The following is a 25,769-nucleotide window of genomic DNA, read 5'->3' on the forward strand; positions in this document are numbered from 1 at the left end:
TCATAAATAGACATTTGGCGCCTGATTGTTCAACAATGGAGGGGATGTCATGAAGGACAGACGAACAATCAAAACAAAAAGAGCCATTCGGGAAAGCTTCCTTGAGCTGTTAAAGGAAAAGGAAGTGCAGCAGATTACGGTATCAGAGCTATCAAGGAAAGCGGATTTAGGCAGGGGAACCTTTTATTTGCATTATCAAGATGTGTTTGATTTATATGAACAGCTTGAGAAAGAACTATTCGATCAGCTCGGGGGGTTATATGATGAAACCTTTCCAAGTCAGGACCCTCTTGATATGCTTTCCTTTTTAAACAAAACGACGGAGTACTTGAAAGAGAATCAATATATGTTGACGTTATTTGTAAAACCAAATGGTCCAACGACAAACCAATTCAAAGCATTTTTCAAAGAAAAAATCATGAAAGAGTGGCAGCTTGATCAGCGGCCGATTACAGAAAATGAACAAATCGAGGCCTCTTTTGTCGTGTCTGGTGTCGTGGGTGTACTCGAGGAATGGATTCATGAAGAAATGACCATTGATGCCGGCAAGCTCGCGCATAAATTATATGAGCTACTCGTCAAGGTGGAACAGGAATCGTAAAAAGGGAGAAAGTTATGTAGCCTTTGTCTTTCCTTTTTGATAAAATAGAATATATGTTCTTATTTGAAGTAAGGGAGTGGTGGGATTGAGTGAGAAAAGGAAGCTGCTTTTTTATGGGGCGATGAGTATCGATGGATATTTAGCGAGAGAGGATCACCGCCTCGATTGGCTGATAGGGACAGAGGGCGAAGAAGAAACGAGCTATGACACCTTTTATGCGTCAGTCGATACGCTGATTATGGGGCGCAATACATATGAACAAGTTCTTCAGCTGTCACCAGATGGGTTTCCTTATGAAGGAAAGACATGTTATATCATGTCACGTACGTTACAAGACAGTTTGGAAGGAACGCATATCATTCGCGAAGATATCTTATCATTTGTCAAAAAATTAAAGAATGAAACAGGCCGGCATATTTGGATTGTCGGCGGCGGGGGACTGCTTCAATCTTTCATACAAGCAAGATTGGTTGATGAGCTTTTTCTTCAAATCGTACCTGTCATGATTGGAAGAGGAATTCCTCTATTTTCACCGGCGGATCTGGAATCTAGGTTTTCATTACAGGGAGTACATCAATACAAGCAAATTGCTGAAATGCATTTTATCTTAAAAGAAGAGGATCACTGAACCAAGGTGGTCTTTTTTTTATGAAATAAACTCGTTGACAAGAAAATATCCTAGTGTTAGGATAAATTTATCCTAGTTTTAGGATTTCTTGAAAAAGGAGTAGTTGCCATGGTGCAGCATGATCATGAATTAGATTTAAGGCTATTCCGCGTGTGGATGAAAGCCTATCAAGCCCTTTTTACAAATATCCAAAAAGACATTGAACGTTATGATATCGGATTTGAAAACTTTCAAATCCTAGAATTGCTCTACAGTAAAGGGCCTCAGCCTGTTCAAAAAATCAGCGACATCCTGTCAATCCCAAGTGGAAGCATGACATATGTCGTGAACAAACTAGAAAAACAAGAACTGGTGAAAAGGCAATGTGCGCCTTCAGATAAGCGGGTCTTTCATGTACGGCTGACGGAAAAAGGGAAGCAATTGTTTGACGACATTTTCCCTAAACACACAGAGGTCATTTCACAAAATCTAGCCTTTATTGAAATAGAAGAAAAAGAGCAGCTCATTGAATTACTGAAAAAAATCGGTTTAGGTGCAAAACAACTTCGCGAAAAGGGGAAACAAGATGACACTCAGCTTTGATACGTTGGTACGTGAAAGACGATCCGCATCAAATTTTTTGCCAAATATCTCGATTTCGAGAGAAGAGCTTAACAGCATATTTGAAGAGGTCAAGCTGGCACCATCCGCTTTTAACTTACAGCACACACAATATGTTGTCGTCCAAACAGAAGAGCTGAAAGAACAAGTAAGAGAAGCGGCATTTGGACAATATAAAGTGCACTCTGCTTCAGCAGCGATCATCGTACTCGGAGATCCAAATGCTTATGAGCACGCAGGGAACATATATGAAGGCCTAAAAATGCTAGGCATTATCAATGCGCAGCAATATGAAGAAATGGTCAGAGAGACCGTGAGCTTTTATGAGCAGAGAGGAGCAGATTTCCAGAAGGAAGAGGCAATCCGCAATGCTTCATTATCTGCCATGCTGTTTATGCTTGCCGCTAAAAATAAAGGCTGGGATACTTGCCCGATGATCGGTTTTGATCCCGAAACAATGAAAAAGGTATTAAACATTCAATCAGATTTGGTTCCTGTGTTAATGATTACACTCGGAAAAGAAAAAGTAGAGAGCAGACAAGCGAGAGGCTATAGAAAGCCAGTTTCTGAATTTGTGACATATTTATAAGATAGGGGGTTCCCATCATGGAACTAGGAATTAGTACATTTGTTGAAACAACACCCGATTTTCAAACAGGAAAAACAGTCAGTCACGCACAGCGTATTCGAGAAGTAGTAGAAGAAATTATTTTAGCAGATCAAGTCGGTCTCGATGTATTTGGCGTAGGTGAGCATCACCGTGAGGATTTCGCCGCATCGAATCCAGCTGTCGTCTTAGCGGCTGCAGCCACACAAACAAAAAATATTCGTCTGACAAGTGCAGTGACAGTCCTTTCATCAGCAGATCCTGTTCGTGTCTTTCAGGATTTTGCAACGCTGGATGGACTATCAAACGGACGTGCAGAAATTATGGCAGGCCGTGGTTCATTTATTGAATCATTTCCGCTCTTTGGCTATGACCTGGATGACTATGAAGAATTATTTGAAGAAAAGCTTGATTTGCTGCTCAAATTACAGCAGTCAGAGCGTGTCACATGGAGCGGAAAGCACCGCCCGTCCATTCAGGATGTTGGCGTGTATCCAAGACCTGTTCAAGATCCGCTTCCAATCTGGATCGGCAGTGGAGGAAACCGTGAATCCGTCGTACGTGCTGGATTACTAGGGTTACCACTTGTACTTGCAATCATTGGCGGTAGTCCTAGACAGTTCGCACCGCTCGTTCAGCTGTACAAGCAAGCGGCAGTGCACGCTGGACATGACCCTGAGAAATTAACTGTAGCATCACATTCTCATGGATTTGTTGCGGCAGAAACAGACCTGGCAGCAGATCAATTCTTCCCATCTACACAGCATGTGATGAACACATTAGCGAGAGAGCGAGGCTGGGGACCTTATACTCGTTCTACGTTTGATGCAGCCAGAACTTTAGAAGGCGCGCTGTATGTAGGAGATCCAGATACCGTGGCAGAGAAAGTCATTCACCTTAGAAAAAATGTAGGCATCACACGTTTTATGCTTCATGTACCGGTTGGTTCAATGCCGCATGATCAAGTGCTAAAAGCCATTGAGCTATTTGGAAAAGAAGTGGCTCCTAAAGTAAGAGAAGAGGTTGCCCGCTGGGAAGCAGAGCAAAAATAAATAAAAAGGCCGATCAAGAGAATAGGCTTGATCGGCTTTTTCTTATGCTTAAGGATCAATGACACATGGTTTCACTGTAGGACATGAGGCGGCAGAAGCAAATGGTGTGGTCGTCAAAGTGAAGAGGAAAACAAGTTGAAAACAGATGAGCCATTTTTTCATGAAATCACCTCCGTTCACAATTGTTTCACTAGATTGAGATGAGGATAAAAGCATAGAAGTATGTAACACGCTCTATCCAGCATAAGACAATGATATCATAATTTTCAAAATAATTAAAAAATAAACTTACAAAAGTTCTAAATTATGGTATAGTTTATACGTTCAACAAAAAAGGGAGGGATTTTTTTATGAAAAAGGTCATGTCTTCTGTTTTGGTTGGAGCAATTGTCTTAACGGGTGCTGGAGTCACAATTGCTCCAGTGGAAGCAAAGGAGCAAACAAACAGTGAAATAACGGCTCAGGCCAGTCGAACTGTTTCAGTAACAAGAACATATACGACATCAAACATCCCAGAAAGTATTGTATATGCAGAGGATGGCTGGGTCGGGATTTTAAAACAAACCTCTATTAAAGAATTAGGATTAGGAAAATATAGTGTCACATTTACTGGAACAGTGGTACGCGATCCAGGATTTAATTAAATAAAACGCAAAGCTGACAGGTGGACAAGCCTGTCAGCTTTTTTCATGAGGATAATAAAGAATCATTTGCATTCGGACCATTTGTTCCCCGGTTTGTTGATACGTGTGCGTCCGGTCCGCTTTAAAACGAATAGAGTCTCCGGCTTTTAAGGTGTATTGTTCATCACCAATGGATAAATCAAGGACTCCCTCAAAAACAGTGATCAATTCCTCTGTTCCCCCAATGTGTTCACTCGCACGAAGTGACCCGCCTCGATCAATTTCCACTCGGTACATTTCAAATTTCCCCCGGTCATCAAAAGGAAAAATCGTGTACACACGATATCGTCCGTCGTCCTCAGTTAAAACCTGTGCATCTTCCTTGCGTACTACCTTGATTTCAGGCTGCGGTGAGTGAATGAGCTCACTAAAAGATACTTTTAATCCGTTGGCGATTTTCCACAAAGTCGTGATGGTAGGGGTCGATTCTCCTCTTTCAATTTGTCCAATCATCGTCTTGCTGACACCAGTTAATTCTGCCATCTTTTCGAGGCTCAATTTTTTTTGATCTCTAAGAAGCCTCACATTTTTAGAAATAATCGATTGTACGTCTTCCATGAAAAAAGCTCCTTTCTCTATTTACTTTATAAAGACCGAACGTTACAATAAAACGTAATGTACGCCATAAAGTAATTAAAGTCTAAATAACGTATAAGGGAGGCGGCATTTTGATTGTATCCATGTTGATCTATGCTTTTGTTAGCAGCTTTACCCCAGGGCCCAACAACATCATGGCCATGGTCTTTACGAATAAATACGGGGTCAAGCAAACATTTCGCTTTTGTTTAGGTGTGGGTATCGGATTTCTCGTTATTTTGTGTTTGAGCTGCTTCTTTAATCTCATTCTTTATCAAGTGATGCCGAAAATAGGCTGGGTTATGGCGTTCATCGGAGCTGCATACATGATTTATTTAGCGGTCAAAATCATGAAAAGTAAAGGCGGGGATGACGAAACACTTGATCGCTACAATCATTTTATCCCTGGTATGATGCTGCAATTTATCAACCCAAAAGCGATTTTGTATGGATTGACTGTGATTTCAACATTTGTTTTGCCATATGGACAATCTAATATGCAGTATGTCATATGGACGCTGATTCTCGCACTCATTGGCTTTCTCGGTACATTCAGCTGGAGCTTATTTGGCTCTTTGTATAAGCGTTTTTTGACTGCTTACGAAAAACCGTTCCAGTATGTGATGGGGCTGCTTCTGATATACAGTGCGATTTCAATGATATGGGGCTATGTGATGTAAGTAGTCAGGAGCTTGGCCGCTGTCTGCCCATCACAACAGTATCATAATATAATCCGTCACTCAGCCGTTTATCGTTTTTTAATACGCCTTCAATCAAAAAGCCGTGGTTCTCATATAACCGAATGGCTTTTTTGTTCGTTTCCAGCACTTGAAGTGACATCTTCTGAATACCCTGCTGATCTGCCCAGTCGATCGAAGCGGCTAAAAGCTCTTTCCCGATGTGATAGCCCCAAGCATCTTTCTGGATGGCGACGCCAAATGTCACTTTGTGAGCAGATCGCTTGAGTAAATGGCCCTCGCATCTTGAAAAACCGACAATTTTTCCTTCAATAGCAGCGACCAAAAATAAATGCCGGCTTTGTTTAGTATCCTCTTGAATCAAAGCCTCAAATGCTTTTTCATCAAGAAAGGCTTCGCCTGGTTCACTGTCTAAATATTCTGTTTCACCATCGATTTTCAGTCTGAGAGCTGATAACTGCTTGGCATCAGCCGCTGAAGCGGACCGAATATGACAGGTCAACCCACGAACTGTGAATATCTTTTTAGAGATGATCATTAATGAGAACACCCACCCTTCTTTCCAGTATGTCTATCATACCTGAAACGTGTACATCGCACACTCAGATGTTTTGTATCTTTCAAAAAGGCTAAATGAATAGTATCAAACGTGGAGGTGGAACAAATGAGTAAAGAAAAAGGACATATGGATAAAGCGAAAGGAAAAACAAATCGAGTCAAAGGTCAAGTCAAAGAAAAGCTTGGTGAAGCAGCCGATCATCAAAACTTGAAAGCAGAAGGGAAAAAGGATCAAGCAAAAGGAAAGCTTCAAGATAAAAAAGGGGATGTCAAAAATAAGCTGAACGAGTAGAACCGAAACTAGTAGGTTGCTTCATGTATTCCTCATCACATGTCTTTCATCAAAAAAATGAATAGATATGTGAAAAGAATTGATTATACGCTCTCACGATCATCATGTAGACTTGAGAGAGAAGACATAATCAAGGGAGATGGATGAAATGGAGCACGTGTGGGAGAAAGTCGACGAGTATATCACAGACAAGCTGATCCCTAAAGATGATGTATTGGAGCAAACCCTTACTCATAATAAGCAAGCGGGTCTGCCAGAAATTGATGTGTCACCAGCCCAAGGGAAAATGCTTTATTTATTAGCAAAAACGAAGAATGCAAAGCGCATTTTAGAAATCGGGACACTCGGTGGATACAGTACTATTTGGCTGGCCCGTGCTCTTGAAGAGGATGGGGAACTCATCACGTTAGAGGTTGTCAGCCATCATGTACAGATCGCACAGCAAAACATCAGCAGAGCGGGCTTATCAGAACGGGTGAGCATTTTGGAAGGAAAGGCATTAGATACGTTATCTCAGTTAAAAGAGAAGGCTGCGCTTCTATTCGATTTCATTTTCATTGATGCAGATAAACCGAACAATCCGAAATATCTGAAGTGGGCGTTAGATTTCTCGAAAAAGGGAACAGTCATTATTGCAGACAATGTCGTCAGAAATGGTGCAGTCCTTCATAACTCTGATGAGGATGAACGAGTACAAGGAACTCGTGAATTTTTCGATTTACTCAAACAAGAGCCGAGAATAGAGGCAACAGCGATTCAAACTGTTGGGGAAAAAGGTTATGATGGATTTGTATACGGAATCGTCAAATGAAACAAAGCTTAACCACATGTGGTTAAGCTTTTTCTTTTAGAAAAACCATCTAGCAATGCCCATCAGCATGACGCCGACAAGAACAGTAAGTGACAAGCTTTTTGTCCAAACAGCAATGAGTACAGTAGGAGTCAAGACAGCCAGATACATCCAGTGGATAGTGACGCCTGTGCCTGTTGTTGTATGGATGAAGAGATGCTCTGCAATCAAAGCTGCAAAGATACAAATAGGAATAAACGATAACCATTTCAGCACCACTTCAGGCAGCTGAATACTCCGTACAAATATAAAGGGTACGACTCTCGGAATGACGGTGACGATCATACAACCAACAATGAGCCATAACATAAAGCTGCTGATCATTTATCTGTCACCACCCCAATGGTTGCGACAAGTACAGTAGCTATGAGAACAGCCACATGTGATGGAACAAAATGAAGCAGAACAAACATGGCAACGACCATATACAACACAAGCGACAGGCGATGAGTTAACTTATTTTTGGGTACTGTCTGTAACGAAAGGACTAGCAGTGCGGCAAACATCGCTGATAAAGCAAAATCAAGACCAAGCGCTTCAGGATTTGAAATCCAGTGTCCAAAAATGCCGCCAAGTATGCAGGTTGCAATCCAGCATAAATACGCCGTTATGTTCAGTCCGTGCATCCACCTGTTATTCAGCTTTCCTTGCTGCGCTAATTTATTCATCGCTACACCGAAGGATTCATCAGTCAGCAAAAGACCGAACCCAATATTTTGTTTCACAGAGTAGCGTGTAAAATGAGGAGCAAGCGTCAGGCTGAGCAATAAATGACGCAGATTCACAATAAATGTGGTGAAAATAATAGCAGAAAGGGGACTCCCTGTCACAAGCAGTGCACAGATAATAAACTGTGAAGCACCTGCGTAAATAAAAATCGATAAAAGCGCAATGTCCCATATACTTAACTGTGCGCTAATCCCAACAATTCCGAAGGCAAACCCAATACTCATATAACCGAGCAGGGTTGGCACACAATCTTTTATTCCCTCAAGAAACGGTTCATGTTCCGTGCTGGGAATGTGTTTCCTTGCTTCAATATCCAACGTCCTCTACTCCTTTTCTCCGTGGCCACCAATAGTTTTACTTACTATATGAAAACGAATTCAGCATGTCAATACCCGTTTATCTTCTATTATATGAAGAAAAATGGTGACAAAAAAGGATTGAAGTCAACCAGAATTTGTTATAAAGTAGTCTGAAAATAAAAACAAATGAGGTGACGACAATGCTATGGAAGCCTTTATTTGAACATGATGTACCAAACACCCTCCGTCCATAACGGAGAGTGATCTCCGTTTGTGGATATGGCGATCAATATATCCAGTAACGGAGGGGAAAAGATGAAGGAAAAATATATAGGCGCCCTTTACCTAGCAATCGCTGCAAGTATTTGGGGCGGCATGTACGTTGTTGTCAAAGTAACAGTAGCGGTGGTTCCGCCGCTTGAGCTTGTATGGATGAGATATGCTGTAGCAGGAATCGTGCTGGTGTGCACCATCTGGCGCTTGGGCTATTCCTTTCGATTAGATAAAAAAGATATCCCGCTTGTTGTCATGATCGGATTGATCGGAAATTTCCTATCAATTGTGACCCAAGAAATTGGCACCATGTATACGTCGGCACAAATGGGGGCTGTGATTACATCTGCGACCCCTGCTTTTATGGTGCTGTTTGCGTTCTTTCTATTAAAAGAAGCCATGACTGTTCGAAAGTGCGCATCCATCCTGCTTGCGACAGCAGGTGTATGGCTCATGATTGGACCAGTCGCAGTGCAAACAGATGAATTTGTTGGCGGTCTTTCATTAGTTTTCGCTGCTTTAACTTGGGCGCTGATGTCTGTTTTGCTGAAACGAGTTCCAGGAAAATACCCTCAAGTCGTGACGACCACATATGCGATCATCATTGCATTCATTGTCTTAACACCACCTGCTTTATTTCGTTTACCTCATCTAGATGTGGAGCAGATGGCCAGGCCAGAGATTTGGGGCGGTATTCTCTATCTAGGCATCATCTCAACAGCTCTAGCATTCTTTTTGTGGAATAGAGGGCTTCAATTGATGGATGCCTCGAGCGGCGGTCTGTTCTTCTTCTTTCAACCGATCGTAGGGACAGCTCTTGGCTGGCTGCTTTTAGGTGAAGAGATGGGGATACGCTCATTCATTGGGATTCTGTGTATCTTTGCAGGAGTCTATACTGTATTGCGTCAAAAGGAATAAAAGAAGATGTCCCTTTTAACAGGGGCATCTTCTTTATAAATGAGAGAGGGAAAGGGAAACAGGATGATACAATTTCCGCATTTGCAAAAAGGACAAACAATTGGCGTCACAGCACCTTCCTCAGGTGTACAGCCATCTTTGCATGACATGTTTCAGCTTTCATGTGAACGAATGAAACATAGAGGTTATGATGTCATATGTGGAGAGACGGTCTGGCAGCAGGAAAAGGCAAAATCTGCGCCTGCGATAGAACGAGCAAACGAACTTCAGTACATGATGACATGTGAGGAGATTGATCACATCATCCCGCCATGGGGAGGACAGCTGCTTATGGAAGTGTTAGAGCACCTTGATTTCTCATCCATGCAAAAAAAGTGGATTCTAGGATACTCAGATACGAGTGCACTCCTGCTGGCGTTGACATTAAAAACAGGCATTGCTACAGCGCATGGGCCGAACTTAGTAGATCTTCAGGGAGAAGAACTTGATCAAACGACTGTCATGTGGGAAGAAGTACTTTCAACAAAAGGCGAAATGGACATAAGTCAGTTTTCTTCATCTATGTATCAAAAGGAATGGAAGCGTGACGATCCGATTAAACATGTCTTTCATTTAACAGAATCGACCTCATGGCATACGATTGATCAACAAGAAAAGACAGTAAAGGGAAGACTGCTGGGTGGCTGCATTGATGTCATACGTCATTTAGCAGGGACACCTTATGGGGACGTCAAAACTTTTCAGAAAATATTCATAAAAGATGAACCAATTCTCTGGTATTTCGAAAACTGTGAATTAAATGCTGCAAGCGTGAAGAGATCACTTGTTCAATTAAAACTAGCAGGGTGGTTTGATCACTGTTCAGGTATGATGTTTGGGAGAAGTGCAGTAGATGTGCCTGTTGAAGGGTATCAGTATCAGGATGTATATGAAGAATTACAAAAGGAACTACAAATCCCCATTTTTTACGATATAGATTGTGGGCATGTCCCGCCGCAAATGACGCTGATTAATGGGGCATATGCAGAAGTGCAGCTGCAACCTCAAGGAAAAGCCGTACTAAAGCAAACATTTTTAGCATAAAAAAGGAAAGGGTGAACCCTTTCCTTCATATAACATTACATCCCTTTTGTTTCTTCACCAGCTTTAGGAACTTCCCACGCTGACTCACGGAATACTTTTTCCCATTTAGATACGACAATACATGCTACGGCATGCCCTGGAACATTCACGCCTGTTCGTGCCATATCCATAATTCGGTCAACACCGGCTATGATGGCGACGCCTTCTGCTGGAAGACCGACTGCATGAGCGGTTGCCAAAAGAACAACGAGTGAACCGGATGGCACAGCTGCAATCCCTTTACTCGTTAATACAAGAACCAGCATCATCAAAAGCTGCTGTGACAGACTCATGTCTACACCAAACGCTTGTGCAAGGAATACACAGGCAACCGATAAATATAAACTTGATCCATCGCAATTGAGAGAAAGACCAGATGGAATCACGAAGGAAACGATTCTTTTTGGACACCCGTATTTCTCCATTCGTTCCATCAATTGAGGAAGGACAGTTTCAGTGCTCGTAGTAGAGAAGGCAACAAGGAACAAATCCCAAATCATTTTTAATACTTCGAAGTAGTTAAAACGGAAGATCAGTGCGACCAGAGGGAATAAAGCAAAGAGAATAATGAATAATCCTAAAAATACAGTCCCGACAAGCTTCATCATTGGGATTAATAAAACAATGCCATATTGGCCGACAGAAGCAGCCATTAATGCAAGAACCCCAATAGGTGCTGTCACCATCACCATCTGTGTGAGCTTAAACATGATTTGTGCCACTGATTCAAAGAAGGTGAGAACAGGAGCAGAAGCTTTACCGATGCCGCTTGCCGCTACACCAAATAAGATGGCGAAGAAAATGACAGCAAGTAAATCATTCTGAGCCATAACATCGACGATATTGGTTGGAATGATATCTAATACCATTTGTTTAAAGTCAACGACCTTCTCAGTATAACCATCTAATTCCCCAATATCTTTCTTAGCTAATTTAGAGAAATCGAGGCCAACCCCAGGCTTTAGCCCGTTTGCCAATAATAATCCGATCCCAAGAACGATGGTTGTGATGACCTCAAACCAAATGATCGTCTTTAATCCAAGGCTGCCCATTTTCTTCATGCCGCCGCTGCCGGCTGCACCAATTACAATGGTTGAGAAAACGATTGGAACAACGATCATTTTAATCAGCCTGATGAATCCATCTCCAATTGGCCTGAGTGCCATTCCGAAGTCAGGGAAGAAATGGCCGATAAGAGCTCCTATCACCAAAGCGATCATGATTTGAAAAGCGATAAACTTTTTCATCATCTCCTACCTCCTTTAAATGTCTGGAAAAGTATTAAGAATTTTCCAATAAATAAAAATTCTATGTGGCCATGTTTTGTCCTCCTTTGTATTTAGAAAGATTTTATTTAAGAATCATTGGAATTATGAAGAAAGAGAAGAAAATAGGGCTATTACATGTCTATTGATCTAAGAAAAAATCAATTTTAAAAAACATGAAACTTTTTTAGAAAAATGTATTGACCCTTTTATGTGATTCATGGTATATTTTTATTCGTCGCTGATGACGTATTTGAAACGCAGACGTTCACACACATGCGGCAAACAAATTTTAAAAAGATGTTGACTTAAGAAAAACGATATGTTAAGATAATTAAGTCGCCTGATTAAGCGCCCGTAGCTCAATTGGATAGAGCGTTTGACTACGGATCAAAAGGTTAGGGGTTCGACTCCTCTCGGGCGCGCCAATACAAACCACGCGGGTGTAGTTTAGTGGTAAAACCTCAGCCTTCCAAGCTGATGTCGTGAGTTCGATTCTCATCACCCGCTCCATTTTGAACATGATCTTTGAAAACTAAACAAGACAAAACGTACCTGTTAATTCGAGTTTTTATAAAAAAATCCTATGAAACTTCATAGGTAGTCAGTCAAACTGGCGAAAAGCAAAACTTCGGTTTTGTACTTTTTCGGAGAGTTTGATCCTGGCTCAGGACGAACGCTGGCGGCGTGCCTAATACATGCAAGTCGAGCGGACAGAAGGGAGCTTGCTCCCGGATGTTAGCGGCGGACGGGTGAGTAACACGTGGGTAACCTGCCTGTAAGACTGGGATAACTCCGGGAAACCGGAGCTAATACCGGATAGTTCCTTGAACCGCATGGTTCAAGGATGAAAGACGGTTTCGGCTGTCACTTACAGATGGACCCGCGGCGCATTAGCTAGTTGGTGGGGTAATGGCTCACCAAGGCGACGATGCGTAGCCGACCTGAGAGGGTGATCGGCCACACTGGGACTGAGACACGGCCCAGACTCCTACGGGAGGCAGCAGTAGGGAATCTTCCGCAATGGACGAAAGTCTGACGGAGCAACGCCGCGTGAGTGATGAAGGTTTTCGGATCGTAAAGCTCTGTTGTTAGGGAAGAACAAGTGCGAGAGTAACTGCTCGCACCTTGACGGTACCTAACCAGAAAGCCACGGCTAACTACGTGCCAGCAGCCGCGGTAATACGTAGGTGGCAAGCGTTGTCCGGAATTATTGGGCGTAAAGGGCTCGCAGGCGGTTTCTTAAGTCTGATGTGAAAGCCCCCGGCTCAACCGGGGAGGGTCATTGGAAACTGGGAAACTTGAGTGCAGAAGAGGAGAGTGGAATTCCACGTGTAGCGGTGAAATGCGTAGAGATGTGGAGGAACACCAGTGGCGAAGGCGACTCTCTGGTCTGTAACTGACGCTGAGGAGCGAAAGCGTGGGGAGCGAACAGGATTAGATACCCTGGTAGTCCACGCCGTAAACGATGAGTGCTAAGTGTTAGGGGGTTTCCGCCCCTTAGTGCTGCAGCTAACGCATTAAGCACTCCGCCTGGGGAGTACGGTCGCAAGACTGAAACTCAAAGGAATTGACGGGGGCCCGCACAAGCGGTGGAGCATGTGGTTTAATTCGAAGCAACGCGAAGAACCTTACCAGGTCTTGACATCCTCTGACAACCCTAGAGATAGGGCTTTCCCTTCGGGGACAGAGTGACAGGTGGTGCATGGTTGTCGTCAGCTCGTGTCGTGAGATGTTGGGTTAAGTCCCGCAACGAGCGCAACCCTTGATCTTAGTTGCCAGCATTCAGTTGGGCACTCTAAGGTGACTGCCGGTGACAAACCGGAGGAAGGTGGGGATGACGTCAAATCATCATGCCCCTTATGACCTGGGCTACACACGTGCTACAATGGACAGAACAAAGGGCTGCAAGACCGCAAGGTTTAGCCAATCCCATAAATCTGTTCTCAGTTCGGATCGCAGTCTGCAACTCGACTGCGTGAAGCTGGAATCGCTAGTAATCGCGGATCAGCATGCCGCGGTGAATACGTTCCCGGGCCTTGTACACACCGCCCGTCACACCACGAGAGTTTGCAACACCCGAAGTCGGTGAGGTAACCTTTATGGAGCCAGCCGCCGAAGGTGGGGCAGATGATTGGGGTGAAGTCGTAACAAGGTAGCCGTATCGGAAGGTGCGGCTGGATCACCTCCTTTCTAAGGATATATGGAGCAGCGTACGTTTTCGTCTTGTTTAGTTTTGAAGGATCATTCCTTCAAAACATGTCTCTAGCGAGACAGGATTGTTCTTTGAAAACTAGATAACAATAAGTAATACATTCACATTGAATGCAATGCAAAGTTCATCACACATAGTGATTCTTTCTAAAGTAAGAAATGGTTAAGTTAGAAAGGGCGCACGGTGGATGCCTTGGCACTAGGAGCCGATGAAGGACGGGACGAACACCGATATGCTTCGGGGAGCTGTAAGCAAGCTTTGATCCGGAGATTTCCGAATGGGGAAACCCACTGCTCGTAATGGAGTAGTATCCATACTTGAATACATAGAGTATGAGAAGGCATACCCGGGGAACTGAAACATCTAAGTACCCGGAGGAAGAGAAAGCAAATGCGATTCCCTGAGTAGCGGCGAGCGAAACGGGAACAGCCCAAACCAAGAGGCTTGCCTCTTGGGGTTGTAGGACACTCTATACGGAGTTACAAAGGAATGATATAAGCGAAGAGGTCTGGAAAGGCCCGCCAAAGAAGGTAACAGCCCTGTAACTGAAATGTCGTTCTCTCCAGAGTGGATCCTGAGTACGGCGGAACACGTGAAATTCCGTCGGAATCCGGGAGGACCATCTCCCAAGGCTAAATACTCCCTAGTGACCGATAGTGAACCAGTACCGTGAGGGAAAGGTGAAAAGCACCCCGGAAGGGGAGTGAAATAGATCCTGAAACCGTGTGCCTACAAGTAGTCAGAGCCCGTTAACGGGTGATGGCGTGCCTTTTGTAGAATGAACCGGCGAGTTACGATCCCGTGCAAGGTTAAGCAGAAGATGCGGAGCCGCAGCGAAAGCGAGTCTGAATAGGGCGCATGAGTACGTGGTCGTAGACCCGAAACCAGGTGATCTACCCATGTCCAGGGTGAAGTTCAGGTAACACTGAATGGAGGCCCGAACCCACGCACGTTGAAAAGTGCGGGGATGAGGTGTGGGTAGGGGTGAAATGCCAATCGAACCTGGAGATAGCTGGTTCTCTCCGAAATAGCTTTAGGGCTAGCCTCAAGGTAAGAGTCTCGGAGGTAGAGCACTGATTGGACTAGGGGCCCCTACCGGGTTACCGAATTCAGTCAAACTCCGAATGCCGATGACTTATCCTTGGGAGTCAGACTGCGAGTGATAAGATCCGTAGTCGAAAGGGAAACAGCCCAGACCGCCAGCTAAGGTCCCAAAGTATACGTTAAGTGGAAAAGGATGTGGAGTTGCTTAGACAACCAGGATGTTGGCTTAGAAGCAGCCACCATTTAAAGAGTGCGTAATAGCTCACTGGTCGAGTGACTCTGCGCCGAAAATGTACCGGGGCTAAACGTATCACCGAAGCTGCGGACTGTTCTTACGAACAGTGGTAGGAGAGCGTTCTAAGGGCTGTGAAGCCAGACCGGAAGGACTGGTGGAGCGCTTAGAAGTGAGAATGCCGGTATGAGTAGCGAAAGACGGGTGAGAATCCCGTCCACCGAATGCCTAAGGTTTCCTGAGGAAGGCTCGTCCGCTCAGGGTTAGTCGGGACCTAAGCCGAGGCCGAAAGGCGTAGGCGATGGACAACAGGTTGATATTCCTGTACCACCTCCTCACCATTTGAGCAATGGGGGGACGCAGGAGGATAGGGTAAGCGCGGTATTGGATATCCGCGTCCAAGCAGTTAGGCTGGGAAATAGGCAAATCCGTTTCCCGTAAAGGCTGAGCTGTGATGGCGAGCGAAATTTAGTAGCGAAGTTCCTGATTCCACACTGCCAAGAAAAGCCTCTAGCGAGGTGAGAGGTGCCCGTACCGCAAACCGACACAGGTAGGCGAGGAGAGAATCCTAAGGTGATCGAGAGAACTCTCGTTAAGGAACTCGGCAAAATGACCCCGTAACTTCGGGAGAAGGGGTGCTTCTTAGGGTGTTAAAGCCCCGAGAAGCCGCAGTGAATAGGCCCAGGCGACTGTTTAGCAAAAACACAGGTCTCTGCGAAGCCGTAAGGCGAAGTATAGGGGCTGACGCCTGCCCGGTGCTGGAAGGTTAAGAGGAGCGCTTAGCGTAAGCGAAGGTGCGAATTGAAGCCCCAGTAAACGGCGGCCGTAACTATAACGGTCCTAAGGTAGCGAAATTCCTTGTCGGGTAAGTTCCGACCCGCACGAAAGGCGCAACGATCTGGGCACTGTCTCAACGAGAGACTCGGTGAAATTATAGTACCTGTGAAGATGCAGGTTACCCGCGACAGGACGGAAAGACCCCGTGGAGCTTTACTGCAGCCTGATATTGAATGTTGGTACAGCTTGTACAGGATAGGTAGGAGCCTTGGAAACCGGAGCGCTAGCTTCGGTGGAGGCATCGGTGGGATACTACCCTGGCTGTATTGACCTTCTAACCCGCTGCCCTTATCGGGCAGGGAGACAGTGTCAGGTGGGCAGTTTGACTGGGGCGGTCGCCTCCTAAAATGTAACGGAGGCGCCCAAAGGTTCCCTCAGAATGGTTGGAAATCATTCGCAGAGTGTAAAGGCACAAGGGAGCTTGACTGCGAGACCTACAAGTCGAGCAGGGACGAAAGTCGGGCTTAGTGATCCGGTGGTTCCGCATGGAAGGGCCATCGCTCAACGGATAAAAGCTACCCCGGGGATAACAGGCTTATCTCCCCCAAGAGTCCACATCGACGGGGAGGTTTGGCACCTCGATGTCGGCTCATCGCATCCTGGGGCTGTAGTCGGTCCCAAGGGTTGGGCTGTTCGCCCATTAAAGCGGTACGCGAGCTGGGTTCAGAACGTCGTGAGACAGTTCGGTCCCTATCCGTCGCGGGCGCAGGAAATTTGAGAGGAGCTGTCCTTAGTACGAGAGGACCGGGATGGACGCACCGCTGGTGTACCAGTTGTTCTGCCAAGGGCATCGCTGGGTAGCTATGTGCGGACGGGATAAGTGCTGAAAGCATCTAAGCATGAAGCCCCCCTCAAGATGAGATTTCCCATTCCGCAAGGAAGTAAGATCCCTGAAAGATGATCAGGTTGATAGGTCTGAGGTGGAAGCGTGGTGACACGTGGAGCTGACAGATACTAATAGATCGAGGACTTAACCTATATTCTAATGTGAAGCATGAACATTGTTATCTAGTTTTGAGAGAACATTCTCTCCATCAGGTTTGGTGGCGATAGCGAAGAGGTCACACCCGTTCCCATACCGAACACGGAAGTTAAGCTCTTCAGCGCCGATGGTAGTTGGGGGTTTCCCCCTGTGAGAGTAGGACGCCGCCAAGCTTGTTATCTTTATATCATCGCGGGGTGGAGCAGTTCGGTAGCTCGTCGGGCTCATAACCCGAAGGTCGCAGGTTCAAATCCTGCCCCCGCAACCAAAATGGTCCGGTAGTTCAGTTGGTTAGAATGCCTGCCTGTCACGCAGGAGGTCGCGGGTTCGAGTCCCGTCCGGACCGCCATTTTTATGACTTGTAAACGAAAACGTATAGTTTCGTTTTTTTTTATGTCTTTTTCTTTCTACAAGTGCCCAAGTTGCAATGAAATGATTTATGTTTGGCTACACTATAAGAAAGAATAGATAGATTACCTCAACTCAGCCTGGTTTTTTCACACCAGGCTTTCTTTATATCATTTTTAGTTGGAACTGAGACTTATATTCGCTACACTAATACTAACTGTGTTTGACCTCATGTCTACTTAACCAATTGATTGCAAGAAGGGGCTGTCTTTTTATGGATGAATTTGATCTTATTCGCCGAATCACACCAAAAGATACATATCAGCGCTCTTTGATCATGGGCATCGGTGATGATGCAAGTGTTTATCAACCTCATTCACATTGTGAAGAGGTCGTTTGTGTTGATACAATGGTGGAGCATGTTCATTTTCGTTTTGACTTTTCCACACCATTTGAAGTTGGCTTTAAGGCAGTGGCAGTCAATGTCAGTGATATCGCTGCAATGGGAGGGACCCCAAAGTATTATCTTGTTTCAATTGCGATCCCGCCTCATGGTGATGAGACAATCGTCACGGAACTTTACGAGGGAATGAAAGCGTTGGCTGACTCTTATCATATGGATTTAATTGGTGGAGATACAGTGGCCACCCGCAGTGACTTTGTTATTACCGTGACGGTGATTGGTGAGGTTTCAAAGGGAAAAGCTTGTTATCGTCACAGTGCTCAGACTGGAGACGTTGTCTTTGTCACAGGTGAACTCGGTTCATCAGCTGCTGGGTTATCAATCTTAATGAACAAAGCAGCCCCTTCTAAGGCGGTCGATGCTGATTTTTTTCTTAAGCGTCATAAAATGCCTCAGCCTCATATTGCTGCTGGACACATTTGTTCAAGTTTCCCGCGGGTCACCTTGAATGATGTAAGTGATGGATTAGCGAGTGAGTTGAATGAGATAGCCGAAGCGAGCTGTGTGATGATCGAGATAGAAGCTGATAAGCTTCCAATTCATCCAGATTTACAGGTGCTGCGCAAAGACTGGCTTGAATGGGTGTTATTTGGGGGAGAAGACTTTGTTTTAACTGGTACGATACCAGAATCTAATTGGGAAAGCTTTGAATCGCAATGTCAAAAAGAAGGCATTCAGGTCACACGTATTGGACAAGTCAAAGATGATCAAGCAGCCAGTGTTATGTTAAAAGACAATGATCAACAAACAATGTTAATGAAAAAAGGATATAATCATTTTAAGAAATGAGGTGACATCAACGGTGAAATTAACATGGACGACAAAAGGTGCGGATGAGACGAAACGAATTGCCGCTGCTTTGGCCAAACTTGTGATGCCAGGCGATGTATTGACATTAGAAGGAGATTTAGGTGCAGGCAAAACCACTTTTTCAAAAGGTTTTGCGGAAGGCTTAGGAATTACCCGTATCGTCAACAGCCCCACCTTTACAATTATTAAAGAATATACTGATGGCAGACTGCCACTTTATCATATGGACGTGTATCGCATGGAAGATGCAGATGAAGAGATCGGACTCGAAGAATATTTTGAGGGTGAAGGTATATGCTTGGTTGAATGGGCACATCTTATTGAGCCTCAATTGCCTTCTTCCTATTTAAAAATAGAAATGCTGAGAACAGAACGTGAAGAAGAACGGCATCTCACGTTTGATGCAAAAGGGGAGCGTTATGAGACCCTTTGTAAGGAGATGAAAGAATTTGACCATACTGGCCATTGATACATCAAACCATACACTAGGAATTGCTCTTGTAAGAGATTTCACTGTGATTGGCGAGAGCATTACGTATTTAAAAAAGAACCATTCCGTCCGAGCGATGCCTACTGTTGAAGCATTGATGAAAGAATGTGGTGTATCACCAAGCGAACTAAGCAAAATCGTTGTAGCAAAAGGACCTGGTTCTTACACTGGCGTCAGAATCGGTGTTACCATCGCAAAAACACTTGCGTGGACCCTGTCTATCCCGATATCAGCTGTTTCGAGTTTAGAAACACTTGCGGCAAATGGCCAATATTTTGATGGATATATCTCACCTCTATTTGATGCGAGAAGAGGCCAAGTTTATACCGGACTATATATGTTTGAAAAGGGTAAGATCAAAGAGGTAGAACCAGATCAAAATATCCTGCTCACGGATTGGCTTCATGAACTGAAGCAGACAGGAAAGCCTGTTCTATTTCTTGGGCAAGATGTGCATCTTCATGAAGAGAGCATTCGCTCCATTTTAGGAGAAACGGCTGTACTGGCAGAGGGGACATTTCATAACCCAAGACCTGCAGTGCTTGCATTTTTAGGCGCAGATCGTCCTGCTGAAGATGTCCATCAGCTTGTTCCTAACTATATTCGTTTGGCAGAAGCGGAAGTGAAATGGCTTGAAGGACAAAAATAATCTTAACCTAGCAGAGATTCGACAAATGACAGTAGCAGACATTCCAGAGGTGTATACGATTGAAGTGCATTCGTTTACAGCACCCTGGAAAAAGGAATCGTTTGTGTATGAGATTCTCCATAACCAATACAGCCATTATTTCCTCATCGAAGAAGATAAGAAGCCTGTTGGGTATTGCGGGGTCTGGATTGTCATGGACGATGCACAAATTACGAACATTGCCATTCTCCCTGAGCATAGAGGAAAAGGCTACGGGGAAGCATTGCTTCGACATGTCATGGAATTTTGCAAAGAAAAAAAGACAGATCATCTTTCTTTAGAGGTGCGGGTTTCGAATACACCAGCACAATCCCTCTATGAAAAGCTCGGTTTCAGACCAGCTTCAATTCGAAAGAATTATTATACGGATAATGGAGAAGATGCATTAGTCATGTGGGTGAATATAAATGAGTGAACAAACAGATCGATTCATATTAGGTATAGAAACAAGCTGCGATGAAACAGCTGCGTCCATTGTCAAAAATGGAAAGGAAATCGTGGCAAATGTGGTGGCCTCGCAAATAGACAGTCATAAACGATTTGGCGGTGTTGTACCCGAAATTGCTTCAAGGCATCACGTGGAGCAAATCACCATCGTCTTAGAAGAAGTGATGGCACAGGCGGGTATGAGCTTTAAGGATTTAGATGCGATTGCTGTCACAGAAGGACCTGGCCTCGTCGGTGCTCTGCTGATTGGTGTCAATGCAGCAAAGGCACTGAGCTTTGCCCATCAAATTCCTCTTGTAGGTGTTCATCATATTGCAGGGCATATTTATGCAAACCAGCTTGTTGATGAATTGGAGTTTCCGTGTTTAGCTCTTGTTGTCTCTGGCGGACATACTGAGCTTGTTTTAATGAAGGAGCACGGATCTTTTGAGGTCATCGGAGAAACATTAGATGATGCAGCTGGAGAAACGTACGATAAAGTGGCCCGGACGATGGGTCTCCCGTATCCAGGCGGACCTCACATTGATCGGTTAGCGCATGAAGGGGAGCCGACAATTAAGCTTCCTCGTGCATGGCTTGAAGAAGGATCCTATCACTTTAGCTTCAGTGGTTTAAAATCAGCTGTGATCAACACCTTACACAATGCGTCACAAAAGGGTGAAACGATTGCCCCAGAGAATTTGGCCGCAAGTTTTCAAGCAAGCGTCATTGAGGTGCTTGTTGGGAAAACATTGAAAGCAGCAGAAGCCTATGGTGTGAAGCAAGTTGTTCTAGCTGGAGGAGTCGCTGCCAATAAAGGACTAAGAGAAGCTTTAACCTCAGCATTTACGAAGCTGCCAGACGTGAAGGTCATTATTCCGCCATTATCTCTTTGTACAGACAATGCAGCCATGATCGCTGCTGCTGGAACCGTTGCATTTGAAAAAGGAATCAGAGGCGATATGACGATGAATGGCCAGCCAGGGTTATCACTAGTCTCATATGAATGAAAACTCCTGTGGATTACAGGGGTTTTTTATTTTTCGATGAAAGCGATTTATTCACATGTAAACGTTATATATCCACAATTGTTAGAAAATTTTGTTTTAAAATGAAGAGGGTGTGTATAAATATGATCTTTTTTGTGGATATGTGATTAAAACTCTGTGGATAAAGTGGATAAGTCCAAAGTATTTAAGAATAATCAAGAAGTTATTGTGGGTATCGTTGTGGATAATAAATTTTCATTGAAAGAAAAAAGAGTACCCTTAGGGCACTCTTTAAGCTTCTGACAGCTCTTCCCACTCCGCAAAAAGTGATTCCAGCTCTTGATTGAGCGTATCATTTTCTGTCTGAATGTCTTGGACCTTTTCGTGATCTTGAAAAATTTCAGGATCACATAGAAGCTTTTCATTTTCACTGAGCTTTTCTTCAATGACAGCAATACGTTCTTCAATTTCTTCGATTCTGCGCTGCTTTTGTCTTTCTTTCTTTTTCAGCTCTTTTTCTTCCGCATAAGAAAGCTTTGCCTTTTCTGCTTGCTGTGCAGCTTGTATTTTAAGCGGTTCATTTTCTTGAAGTGCCTCCAGCTCTAGTTGTTCATTTTTCTTTTCAAGATAGTAATCATAATCACCGAGATATTCTCTTGTTTCTGTAGGCGAAAGCTCAAATACTTTCGTGGCGAGACGATTGATAAAATAACGATCATGCGAGACAAATAAGATGGTTCCTGGATAATCAATTAGTGCATTCTCTAAAATTTCCTTACTATCTAAGTCCAGATGGTTTGTAGGCTCATCGAGAATAAGAAAGTTGGCTTTTTGGAGCATCAGCTTTGCTAGTGCAAGGCGTGCTTTTTCTCCACCGCTTAATGCATGGACAGGCTTTAAAACGTCATCACCGGAAAATAGGAAGTTTCCTAAACATGTCCGAATTTCTTTTTCATTCATATGAGGATAATCATCCCAAAGCTCATTGAGCACTTTTTTCGAGGATGTCAGTTTGGCTTGCTCTTGGTCATAGTAGCCGATCGTGACATGAGATCCAAAAGTGATCTCGCCTTTTACTGGTGTTAATGTGTTTGTTAACGTTTTTAAAAGGGTTGATTTCCCGATCCCGTTAGGACCAATGAGTGCCACACTATCCTCTCGTTTAATCTGAAAAGAAAGAGAGGATAGGAGCGGTGTTTTTTCATCATAACGAATATCGAGATCATGCACCTTCAGCACATCATTGCCGCTTTGTCTCGTAATATCAAAATGAAAGTTTGCGGATTTTTCGTCTCCTAAAGGCTTATCTAAACGATCCATCCGTTCGAGCTGCTTGCGTCTGCTTTGAGCGCGCTTTGTGGTCGAGGCTCTTGCCAGGTTGCGATCCACGAAATCCTGAAGCTTTGAGATCTCTTCTTGCTGTTTTTCGTAGAGTTTCATATCACGCTCTAGCTGCTCTGCTTTCAGCTCAAGATACTTACTATAGTTTCCTGCAAACTTTTTCATCGAAGTTCTTGAGACTTCATAGACGTGGTTTACGACTTTGTCTAAGAAATAGCGGTCATGGGACACGATGAGAATGGCACCTGTATAATTTTGCAAATACTGCTCCAGCCATGATAAGGTATCAATATCTAAATGGTTGGTCGGCTCATCCAGAATTAAGAGTTCTGGTTTCATTAATAAGAGCTTTCCAAGCGCTAGACGGGTTTTCTGGCCGCCGCTTAAGGATTGGACGGTTGTCTCATCTTCGAAATGACTAAAGCCGAGTCCATGAAGAATGGAGCGGACATCTGCTTCATATTGATAGCCGCCTTGATCTTTAAATTCCTGCTGCAGCCTGTCATAGGTTTTCATAAGGGCATCCAGCTCAGAACCTGTGGAAGAAGCCATTTTCTCCTCAATGGTTCTCATTTCTTGTTCCATCTCTTTTAAATGATCAAAAACCGATAATAATTCGTCTTTTAACGTACGTGTAGACGTTACATCGGTATGCTGTGCTAAATAGCCGATCGATAGGTCTTTTGGTTTGATGATCTCACCTTGCTCGTAAGACATTTGACCGGCAATGATTTTTAAAAGCGTGGATTTGCCTGCGCCGTTACGACCTACAATGGCAATGCGATCCCTTGCTTTGACTTCCAATTTTATATTCGTTAAAACGGTATCAGCGCCAAACGATTTGGACAGCTGATTCACTTGTAGAATCATCATGTAACTTCACCTCTGCTATAATATGTTAAGTGTAGCTTATCAGCAGTAAACCGGCAAATGTTACATACAATCGCCATATTCAAATGAAAGACAGATAGGAAAAAATAGTGTATCATTTGAGTGAGGGAGCGTTGAAAGATGAGTCAATTTAGCCACTTTAACGAACAGGGAAGAGCAAAGATGGTCGACATTAGTGACAAATCGTCTACAGTGAGAACCGCCGTTGCTGTTTCAAGTGTTCGTATGATAAAAGAAGTGTTTCATAAAATAGAGCAACGTGAAATTGGAAAAGGAGATGTGCTGTCTGTTGCACAGGTTGCTGGCATCATGGCAGCAAAGCAAACATCTACCATCATTCCAATGTGTCATCCGCTTGCACTAAAAGGCGTGGATATCTCCTTTCATTGGGAGGAAGACGGAAATGCGCACATCCTGAACATACAAGTACAGGTAAAAACAAAAGGAAGTACGGGTGTGGAGATGGAAGCGCTCACTTCTGCTTCAGTATGTGCACTGACCGTTTACGACATGTGCAAAGCGATTGATAAAGGCATGATCATCGGTCCTACCTATCTAATTGAAAAGACAGGCGGGAAAAACGGTGATTTTCACAGAGCATCTGATATTTAAGTTGGAGGACCTTATATGAATATAGATCAGTCAAAAATTCCACAAGCGACAGCCAAACGTTTGCCGCTATACTACCGTTTTTTAAAAAATCTGCATGCATCAGGAAAACAAAGGGTGTCATCGGCAGAGCTTAGTGATGCAGTCAAAGTGGATTCTGCCACCATTCGCCGAGATTTTTCGTACTTTGGTGCACTTGGGAAGAAAGGGTATGGCTATAATGTCGATTATCTCTTGACCTTCTTCAGAAAGACCCTTGACCAAGATGAAATGACCAATGTCATGCTCATCGGTGTCGGGAATTTAGGGACTGCTTTTTTACACTATAATTTCATAAAAAATAATAATACAAAAATTTCAATGGCTTTTGACGTCAATGAGAGTAAAATAGGAAGTGAGATAGGCGGCGTGCCTGTCTATGATTTGGATAAGCTTGAAGAGCATGTTCAAGAGGTAGGAGATATCCCTGTTGCGATTTTGACAGTACCTGCCGTAGCAGCTCAATCCATTACAGATCGTTTGATTGCCCTTGGCATCAAAGGAATCCTTAACTTTACGCCGGCTCGATTGAATGTGCCGGAACACATTCGAATTCATCATATAGATTTGGCGGTTGAACTTCAGTCTCTTGTGTATTTCTTAAAGCATTACTCTGTTACGCAGGAGGACTGACGAAAAGGGGTAAAGGGGGTGGAGCAAATGGGTCCGATCGGTCCTGGGAGTTTGATTCTGATTGCGATTGTAGCGCTCATTATTTTTGGGCCGAAAAAGCTTCCTGAATTAGGAAGAGCAGCAGGAGATACACTACGTGAATTCAAAAATGCCACAAAAGGCTTAGCTGATGATCAGGAAGAAAAAAAGAAAAAAGAAGATCAGTAGAATAGGATGAGCTTCATGAATGTCAAAGATATGCCGCTTATGGAGCATATTGTGGAACTGCGAAAACGTTTAGTGATCATTGCGATGTTTTTTGTCGCCTTTATGGTGGCTGGTTTTTTTCTCGCGAAGCCGGTCATTGTGTATTTACAAAATACCGATGAAGCGGCAACACTCACGCTGAACGCATTTAAGCTTACAGATCCACTGTACGTGTTTATGCAGTTCGCATTTGTCATTGCTTTGGTTTTGACGTGTCCCGTTATTTTATATCAGCTGTGGGCGTTTGTGAGTCCTGGCTTATATGAAAAAGAAAGAAAGGTGACACTTGCTTACATTCCGATTGCACTGCTTTTATTTTTGAGCGGTGTGGCTTTCTCTTATTTTATTTTGTTTCCGTTTGTCGTCGACTTTATGATGCGAATGTCGAATGATTTAAATGTAGAGCAAGTCATTGGGATTCATGAGTATTTTACATTTCTGATGCAGTTAACACTTCCATTTGGCTTTTTGTTTCAGATGCCCGTCGTGTTGATGTTTCTCACAAGACTTGGTATCATCACACCGATGTTTTTATCAAAAATACGGAAGTATGCCTATTTTGTCCTCCTTGTCATTGCCGCACTTATTACACCGCCAGAGCTTGTTTCTCACCTCATGGTCACCTTGCCAATGCTCGTTTTATATGAAGTGAGCATTATCATTTCGAGAGTGACCTACCGCAAAATGCAGCAAACAGAGGAGAAAGAAAAACATTATGTTTCATAAAAAAGCATC

At 43.9% G+C, this 25,769-nt stretch carries 26 protein-coding genes, 4 tRNA genes and 3 rRNA genes; 27 read left to right on the top strand and 6 right to left on the bottom strand.

The genetic code is table 11. The features are described 5' to 3' along the window. Window positions 1-49: 49 nt before the first annotated feature. From NSQ34_RS02765 to NSQ34_RS02790, 6 genes are all read left to right on the top strand, one after another. Window positions 50-601, top strand: a complete 552-nt coding sequence (locus tag NSQ34_RS02765) for a TetR/AcrR family transcriptional regulator (RefSeq protein WP_048240359.1) — start codon at window positions 50-52, stop codon at window positions 599-601. 85 nt (window positions 602-686) lie between these two features. Then, complete coding sequence (locus NSQ34_RS02770) at window positions 687-1,229, top strand: dihydrofolate reductase family protein (protein WP_034284082.1); 543 nt, start codon at window positions 687-689, stop codon at window positions 1,227-1,229. A gap of 108 nt (window positions 1,230-1,337) precedes the next feature. Beyond that, window positions 1,338-1,811 (top strand): MarR family transcriptional regulator, encoded by a 474-nt coding sequence (locus NSQ34_RS02775; protein ID WP_034284080.1) that lies wholly within the window; start codon window positions 1,338-1,340, stop codon window positions 1,809-1,811. Then, complete coding sequence (locus NSQ34_RS02780) at window positions 1,795-2,418, top strand: nitroreductase family protein (RefSeq protein WP_034284077.1); 624 nt, start codon at window positions 1,795-1,797, stop codon at window positions 2,416-2,418. Before NSQ34_RS02775 ends, NSQ34_RS02780 begins: the two co-directional genes overlap by 17 nt. 17 nt (window positions 2,419-2,435) lie before the next feature. Beyond that, window positions 2,436-3,488, top strand: coding sequence for an LLM class flavin-dependent oxidoreductase (locus NSQ34_RS02785; RefSeq protein WP_024425426.1), 1,053 nt, complete (start codon window positions 2,436-2,438; stop codon window positions 3,486-3,488). Window positions 3,489-3,838: 350 nt separating this feature from the next. Further along, the gene (locus NSQ34_RS02790; RefSeq protein WP_034284074.1) at window positions 3,839-4,132 is read left to right on the top strand and encodes a hypothetical protein; all 294 of its coding nucleotides are present in this window, start codon (window positions 3,839-3,841) and stop codon (window positions 4,130-4,132) included. Window positions 4,133-4,165: 33 nt separating this feature from the next. Here the strand turns inward: NSQ34_RS02790 and NSQ34_RS02795 are convergent, their stop codons facing one another. Then, complete coding sequence (locus tag NSQ34_RS02795; protein ID WP_176967288.1) at window positions 4,166-4,729, bottom strand: XRE family transcriptional regulator; 564 nt, start codon at window positions 4,727-4,729, stop codon at window positions 4,166-4,168. Window positions 4,730-4,839: 110 nt separating this feature from the next. Between NSQ34_RS02795 and NSQ34_RS02800 the strand changes: the two genes are divergently transcribed. Then, on the top strand, window positions 4,840-5,427 hold the full coding sequence (locus NSQ34_RS02800; protein ID WP_024425429.1) for a LysE family transporter: 588 nt from the start codon (window positions 4,840-4,842) through the stop codon (window positions 5,425-5,427). Window positions 5,428-5,431: 4 nt separating this feature from the next. Here the strand turns inward: NSQ34_RS02800 and NSQ34_RS02805 are convergent, their stop codons facing one another. Next, window positions 5,432-5,983: a GNAT family N-acetyltransferase gene (locus NSQ34_RS02805; protein WP_176967287.1), complete on the bottom strand. Its 552-nt coding sequence runs from the start codon at window positions 5,981-5,983 to the stop codon at window positions 5,432-5,434. Window positions 5,984-6,109: 126 nt separating this feature from the next. Here NSQ34_RS02805 and NSQ34_RS02810 point away from each other — a divergent pair, with 126 nt between their 5' ends. Together NSQ34_RS02810 and NSQ34_RS02815 are read left to right on the top strand one after the other, a co-directional pair. Continuing rightward, window positions 6,110-6,295 carry a CsbD family protein gene (locus NSQ34_RS02810; protein ID WP_176967286.1) on the top strand — a complete coding sequence of 62 codons (186 nt, stop codon included), beginning with the start codon at window positions 6,110-6,112 and terminating at the stop codon, window positions 6,293-6,295. Window positions 6,296-6,443: 148 nt separating this feature from the next. Continuing rightward, window positions 6,444-7,106: an O-methyltransferase gene (locus tag NSQ34_RS02815; protein ID WP_176967285.1), complete on the top strand. Its 663-nt coding sequence runs from the start codon at window positions 6,444-6,446 to the stop codon at window positions 7,104-7,106. Window positions 7,107-7,142: 36 nt separating this feature from the next. Here NSQ34_RS02815 and NSQ34_RS02820 read toward each other — a convergent pair whose 3' ends face one another. Then, entirely contained in the window at window positions 7,143-7,469 is a 327-nt protein-coding gene (locus tag NSQ34_RS02820; RefSeq protein ID WP_101677108.1) for an AzlD domain-containing protein, read from the bottom strand. Continuing rightward, entirely contained in the window at window positions 7,466-8,191 is a 726-nt protein-coding gene (locus tag NSQ34_RS02825) for an AzlC family ABC transporter permease (RefSeq protein WP_101677109.1), read from the bottom strand. Before NSQ34_RS02825 ends, NSQ34_RS02820 begins: the two co-directional genes overlap by 4 nt. 297 nt (window positions 8,192-8,488) lie before the next feature. Between NSQ34_RS02825 and NSQ34_RS02830 the strand changes: the two genes are divergently transcribed. After that, window positions 8,489-9,364: a DMT family transporter gene (locus tag NSQ34_RS02830; RefSeq protein ID WP_034284064.1), complete on the top strand. Its 876-nt coding sequence runs from the start codon at window positions 8,489-8,491 to the stop codon at window positions 9,362-9,364. Window positions 9,365-9,427: 63 nt separating this feature from the next. After that, window positions 9,428-10,447, top strand: coding sequence for a S66 peptidase family protein (locus tag NSQ34_RS02835; protein ID WP_217008901.1), 1,020 nt, complete (start codon window positions 9,428-9,430; stop codon window positions 10,445-10,447). 35 nt (window positions 10,448-10,482) lie between these two features. Here NSQ34_RS02835 and gltP read toward each other — a convergent pair whose 3' ends face one another. Then, complete coding sequence (gltP, locus tag NSQ34_RS02840) at window positions 10,483-11,733, bottom strand: glutamate-aspartate/proton symporter GltP (protein ID WP_024425437.1); 1,251 nt, start codon at window positions 11,731-11,733, stop codon at window positions 10,483-10,485. Window positions 11,734-12,102: 369 nt separating this feature from the next. Here gltP and NSQ34_RS02845 point away from each other — a divergent pair. From NSQ34_RS02845 to tsaD, 12 genes are all read left to right on the top strand, one after another. After that, window positions 12,103-12,179: transfer RNA gene (locus NSQ34_RS02845), tRNA-Arg, on the top strand. Between the two features lie 11 nt (window positions 12,180-12,190). Continuing rightward, window positions 12,191-12,264, top strand: a tRNA-Gly gene (locus NSQ34_RS02850). 131 nt (window positions 12,265-12,395) lie between these two features. Next, window positions 12,396-13,944, top strand: a 16S ribosomal RNA gene (locus NSQ34_RS02855). Between the two features lie 182 nt (window positions 13,945-14,126). Next, window positions 14,127-17,057: ribosomal RNA gene (locus NSQ34_RS02860) — 23S ribosomal RNA — on the top strand. A gap of 61 nt (window positions 17,058-17,118) precedes the next feature. Next, a 5S ribosomal RNA gene (rrf, locus tag NSQ34_RS02865) occupies window positions 17,119-17,234 on the top strand. The 16S, 23S and 5S rRNA genes sit together here with 4 tRNA genes alongside, the layout of an rRNA operon. Window positions 17,235-17,252: 18 nt before the next feature. Further along, window positions 17,253-17,329: transfer RNA gene (locus tag NSQ34_RS02870), tRNA-Met, on the top strand. Between the two features lie 4 nt (window positions 17,330-17,333). Then, window positions 17,334-17,410, top strand: a tRNA-Asp gene (locus tag NSQ34_RS02875). A gap of 273 nt (window positions 17,411-17,683) precedes the next feature. After that, entirely contained in the window at window positions 17,684-18,661 is a 978-nt protein-coding gene (gene thiL / locus NSQ34_RS02880) for a thiamine-phosphate kinase (protein ID WP_034283028.1), read from the top strand. A gap of 13 nt (window positions 18,662-18,674) precedes the next feature. Continuing rightward, window positions 18,675-19,151 (top strand): tRNA (adenosine(37)-N6)-threonylcarbamoyltransferase complex ATPase subunit type 1 TsaE, encoded by a 477-nt coding sequence (gene tsaE, locus NSQ34_RS02885; RefSeq protein ID WP_034283027.1) that lies wholly within the window; start codon window positions 18,675-18,677, stop codon window positions 19,149-19,151. Beyond that, window positions 19,132-19,821 carry a tRNA (adenosine(37)-N6)-threonylcarbamoyltransferase complex dimerization subunit type 1 TsaB gene (tsaB, locus tag NSQ34_RS02890; RefSeq protein WP_024426737.1) on the top strand — a complete coding sequence of 230 codons (690 nt, stop codon included), beginning with the start codon at window positions 19,132-19,134 and terminating at the stop codon, window positions 19,819-19,821. The genes tsaE and tsaB overlap by 20 nt, the downstream gene beginning before the upstream one ends. Before the next feature lie 25 nt (window positions 19,822-19,846). Continuing rightward, window positions 19,847-20,275 (top strand): ribosomal protein S18-alanine N-acetyltransferase, encoded by a 429-nt coding sequence (gene rimI, locus NSQ34_RS02895; protein WP_034283048.1) that lies wholly within the window; start codon window positions 19,847-19,849, stop codon window positions 20,273-20,275. Continuing rightward, window positions 20,268-21,296 (top strand): tRNA (adenosine(37)-N6)-threonylcarbamoyltransferase complex transferase subunit TsaD, encoded by a 1,029-nt coding sequence (gene tsaD, locus NSQ34_RS02900; protein ID WP_342501031.1) that lies wholly within the window; start codon window positions 20,268-20,270, stop codon window positions 21,294-21,296. The genes rimI and tsaD overlap by 8 nt, the downstream gene beginning before the upstream one ends. 270 nt (window positions 21,297-21,566) lie before the next feature. Here the strand turns inward: tsaD and NSQ34_RS02905 are convergent, their stop codons facing one another. After that, window positions 21,567-23,489 carry an ABC-F family ATP-binding cassette domain-containing protein gene (locus NSQ34_RS02905; RefSeq protein WP_034283021.1) on the bottom strand — a complete coding sequence of 641 codons (1,923 nt, stop codon included), beginning with the start codon at window positions 23,487-23,489 and terminating at the stop codon, window positions 21,567-21,569. Window positions 23,490-23,627: 138 nt separating this feature from the next. Here NSQ34_RS02905 and moaC point away from each other — a divergent pair, with 138 nt between their 5' ends. Genes moaC through tatC form a run of 4 tightly spaced genes read left to right on the top strand, consistent with a single transcriptional unit; the run spans window position 23,628 to window position 25,760 of the window. Next, a complete protein-coding gene (moaC, locus tag NSQ34_RS02910; RefSeq protein ID WP_024424463.1) occupies window positions 23,628-24,119 on the top strand; it encodes a cyclic pyranopterin monophosphate synthase MoaC in 492 nt (163 codons plus the stop codon). A 15-nt stretch (window positions 24,120-24,134) separates the two neighbouring features. Next, on the top strand, window positions 24,135-24,788 hold the full coding sequence (locus NSQ34_RS02915) for a redox-sensing transcriptional repressor Rex (protein ID WP_008355687.1): 654 nt from the start codon (window positions 24,135-24,137) through the stop codon (window positions 24,786-24,788). A gap of 27 nt (window positions 24,789-24,815) precedes the next feature. Continuing rightward, the gene (locus NSQ34_RS02920) at window positions 24,816-24,995 is read left to right on the top strand and encodes a twin-arginine translocase TatA/TatE family subunit (RefSeq protein ID WP_008355689.1); all 180 of its coding nucleotides are present in this window, start codon (window positions 24,816-24,818) and stop codon (window positions 24,993-24,995) included. A 6-nt stretch (window positions 24,996-25,001) separates the two neighbouring features. Further along, window positions 25,002-25,760, top strand: coding sequence for a twin-arginine translocase subunit TatC (gene tatC, locus NSQ34_RS02925; protein ID WP_098676753.1), 759 nt, complete (start codon window positions 25,002-25,004; stop codon window positions 25,758-25,760). Window positions 25,761-25,769 lie beyond the last annotated feature (9 nt).

The organism is Bacillus sp. FSL P2-0069 (assembly GCF_038593315.1).
Classification (GTDB): Bacteria; Bacillota; Bacilli; order Bacillales; family Bacillaceae; genus Bacillus; species Bacillus safensis.

Coding starts and splice junctions, on each gene's coding strand:
- NSQ34_RS02765 (WP_048240359.1), top strand. CDS start 50: ATGAAGGACAGACGAACAATCAAAACAAAAAGAGCCATTCGGGAAAGC.
- NSQ34_RS02775 (WP_034284080.1), top strand. CDS start 1,338: ATGGTGCAGCATGATCATGAATTAGATTTAAGGCTATTCCGCGTGTGG.
- NSQ34_RS02780 (WP_034284077.1), top strand. CDS start 1,795: ATGACACTCAGCTTTGATACGTTGGTACGTGAAAGACGATCCGCATCA.
- NSQ34_RS02785 (WP_024425426.1), top strand. CDS start 2,436: ATGGAACTAGGAATTAGTACATTTGTTGAAACAACACCCGATTTTCAA.
- NSQ34_RS02790 (WP_034284074.1), top strand. CDS start 3,839: ATGAAAAAGGTCATGTCTTCTGTTTTGGTTGGAGCAATTGTCTTAACG.
- NSQ34_RS02795 (WP_176967288.1), bottom strand. CDS start 4,729: ATGGAAGACGTACAATCGATTATTTCTAAAAATGTGAGGCTTCTTAGA.
- NSQ34_RS02805 (WP_176967287.1), bottom strand. CDS start 5,983: ATGATCATCTCTAAAAAGATATTCACAGTTCGTGGGTTGACCTGTCAT.
- NSQ34_RS02810 (WP_176967286.1), top strand. CDS start 6,110: ATGAGTAAAGAAAAAGGACATATGGATAAAGCGAAAGGAAAAACAAAT.
- NSQ34_RS02815 (WP_176967285.1), top strand. CDS start 6,444: ATGGAGCACGTGTGGGAGAAAGTCGACGAGTATATCACAGACAAGCTG.
- NSQ34_RS02820 (WP_101677108.1), bottom strand. CDS start 7,469: ATGATCAGCAGCTTTATGTTATGGCTCATTGTTGGTTGTATGATCGTC.
- NSQ34_RS02830 (WP_034284064.1), top strand. CDS start 8,489: ATGAAGGAAAAATATATAGGCGCCCTTTACCTAGCAATCGCTGCAAGT.
- NSQ34_RS02835 (WP_217008901.1), top strand. CDS start 9,428: ATGATACAATTTCCGCATTTGCAAAAAGGACAAACAATTGGCGTCACA.
- gltP (WP_024425437.1), bottom strand. CDS start 11,733: ATGAAAAAGTTTATCGCTTTTCAAATCATGATCGCTTTGGTGATAGGA.
- thiL (WP_034283028.1), top strand. CDS start 17,684: ATGGATGAATTTGATCTTATTCGCCGAATCACACCAAAAGATACATAT.
- rimI (WP_034283048.1), top strand. CDS start 19,847: ATGACAGTAGCAGACATTCCAGAGGTGTATACGATTGAAGTGCATTCG.
- tsaD (WP_342501031.1), top strand. CDS start 20,268: ATGAGTGAACAAACAGATCGATTCATATTAGGTATAGAAACAAGCTGC.
- NSQ34_RS02905 (WP_034283021.1), bottom strand. CDS start 23,489: ATGATGATTCTACAAGTGAATCAGCTGTCCAAATCGTTTGGCGCTGAT.
- moaC (WP_024424463.1), top strand. CDS start 23,628: ATGAGTCAATTTAGCCACTTTAACGAACAGGGAAGAGCAAAGATGGTC.
- NSQ34_RS02915 (WP_008355687.1), top strand. CDS start 24,135: ATGAATATAGATCAGTCAAAAATTCCACAAGCGACAGCCAAACGTTTG.
- NSQ34_RS02920 (WP_008355689.1), top strand. CDS start 24,816: ATGGGTCCGATCGGTCCTGGGAGTTTGATTCTGATTGCGATTGTAGCG.
- tatC (WP_098676753.1), top strand. CDS start 25,002: ATGAGCTTCATGAATGTCAAAGATATGCCGCTTATGGAGCATATTGTG.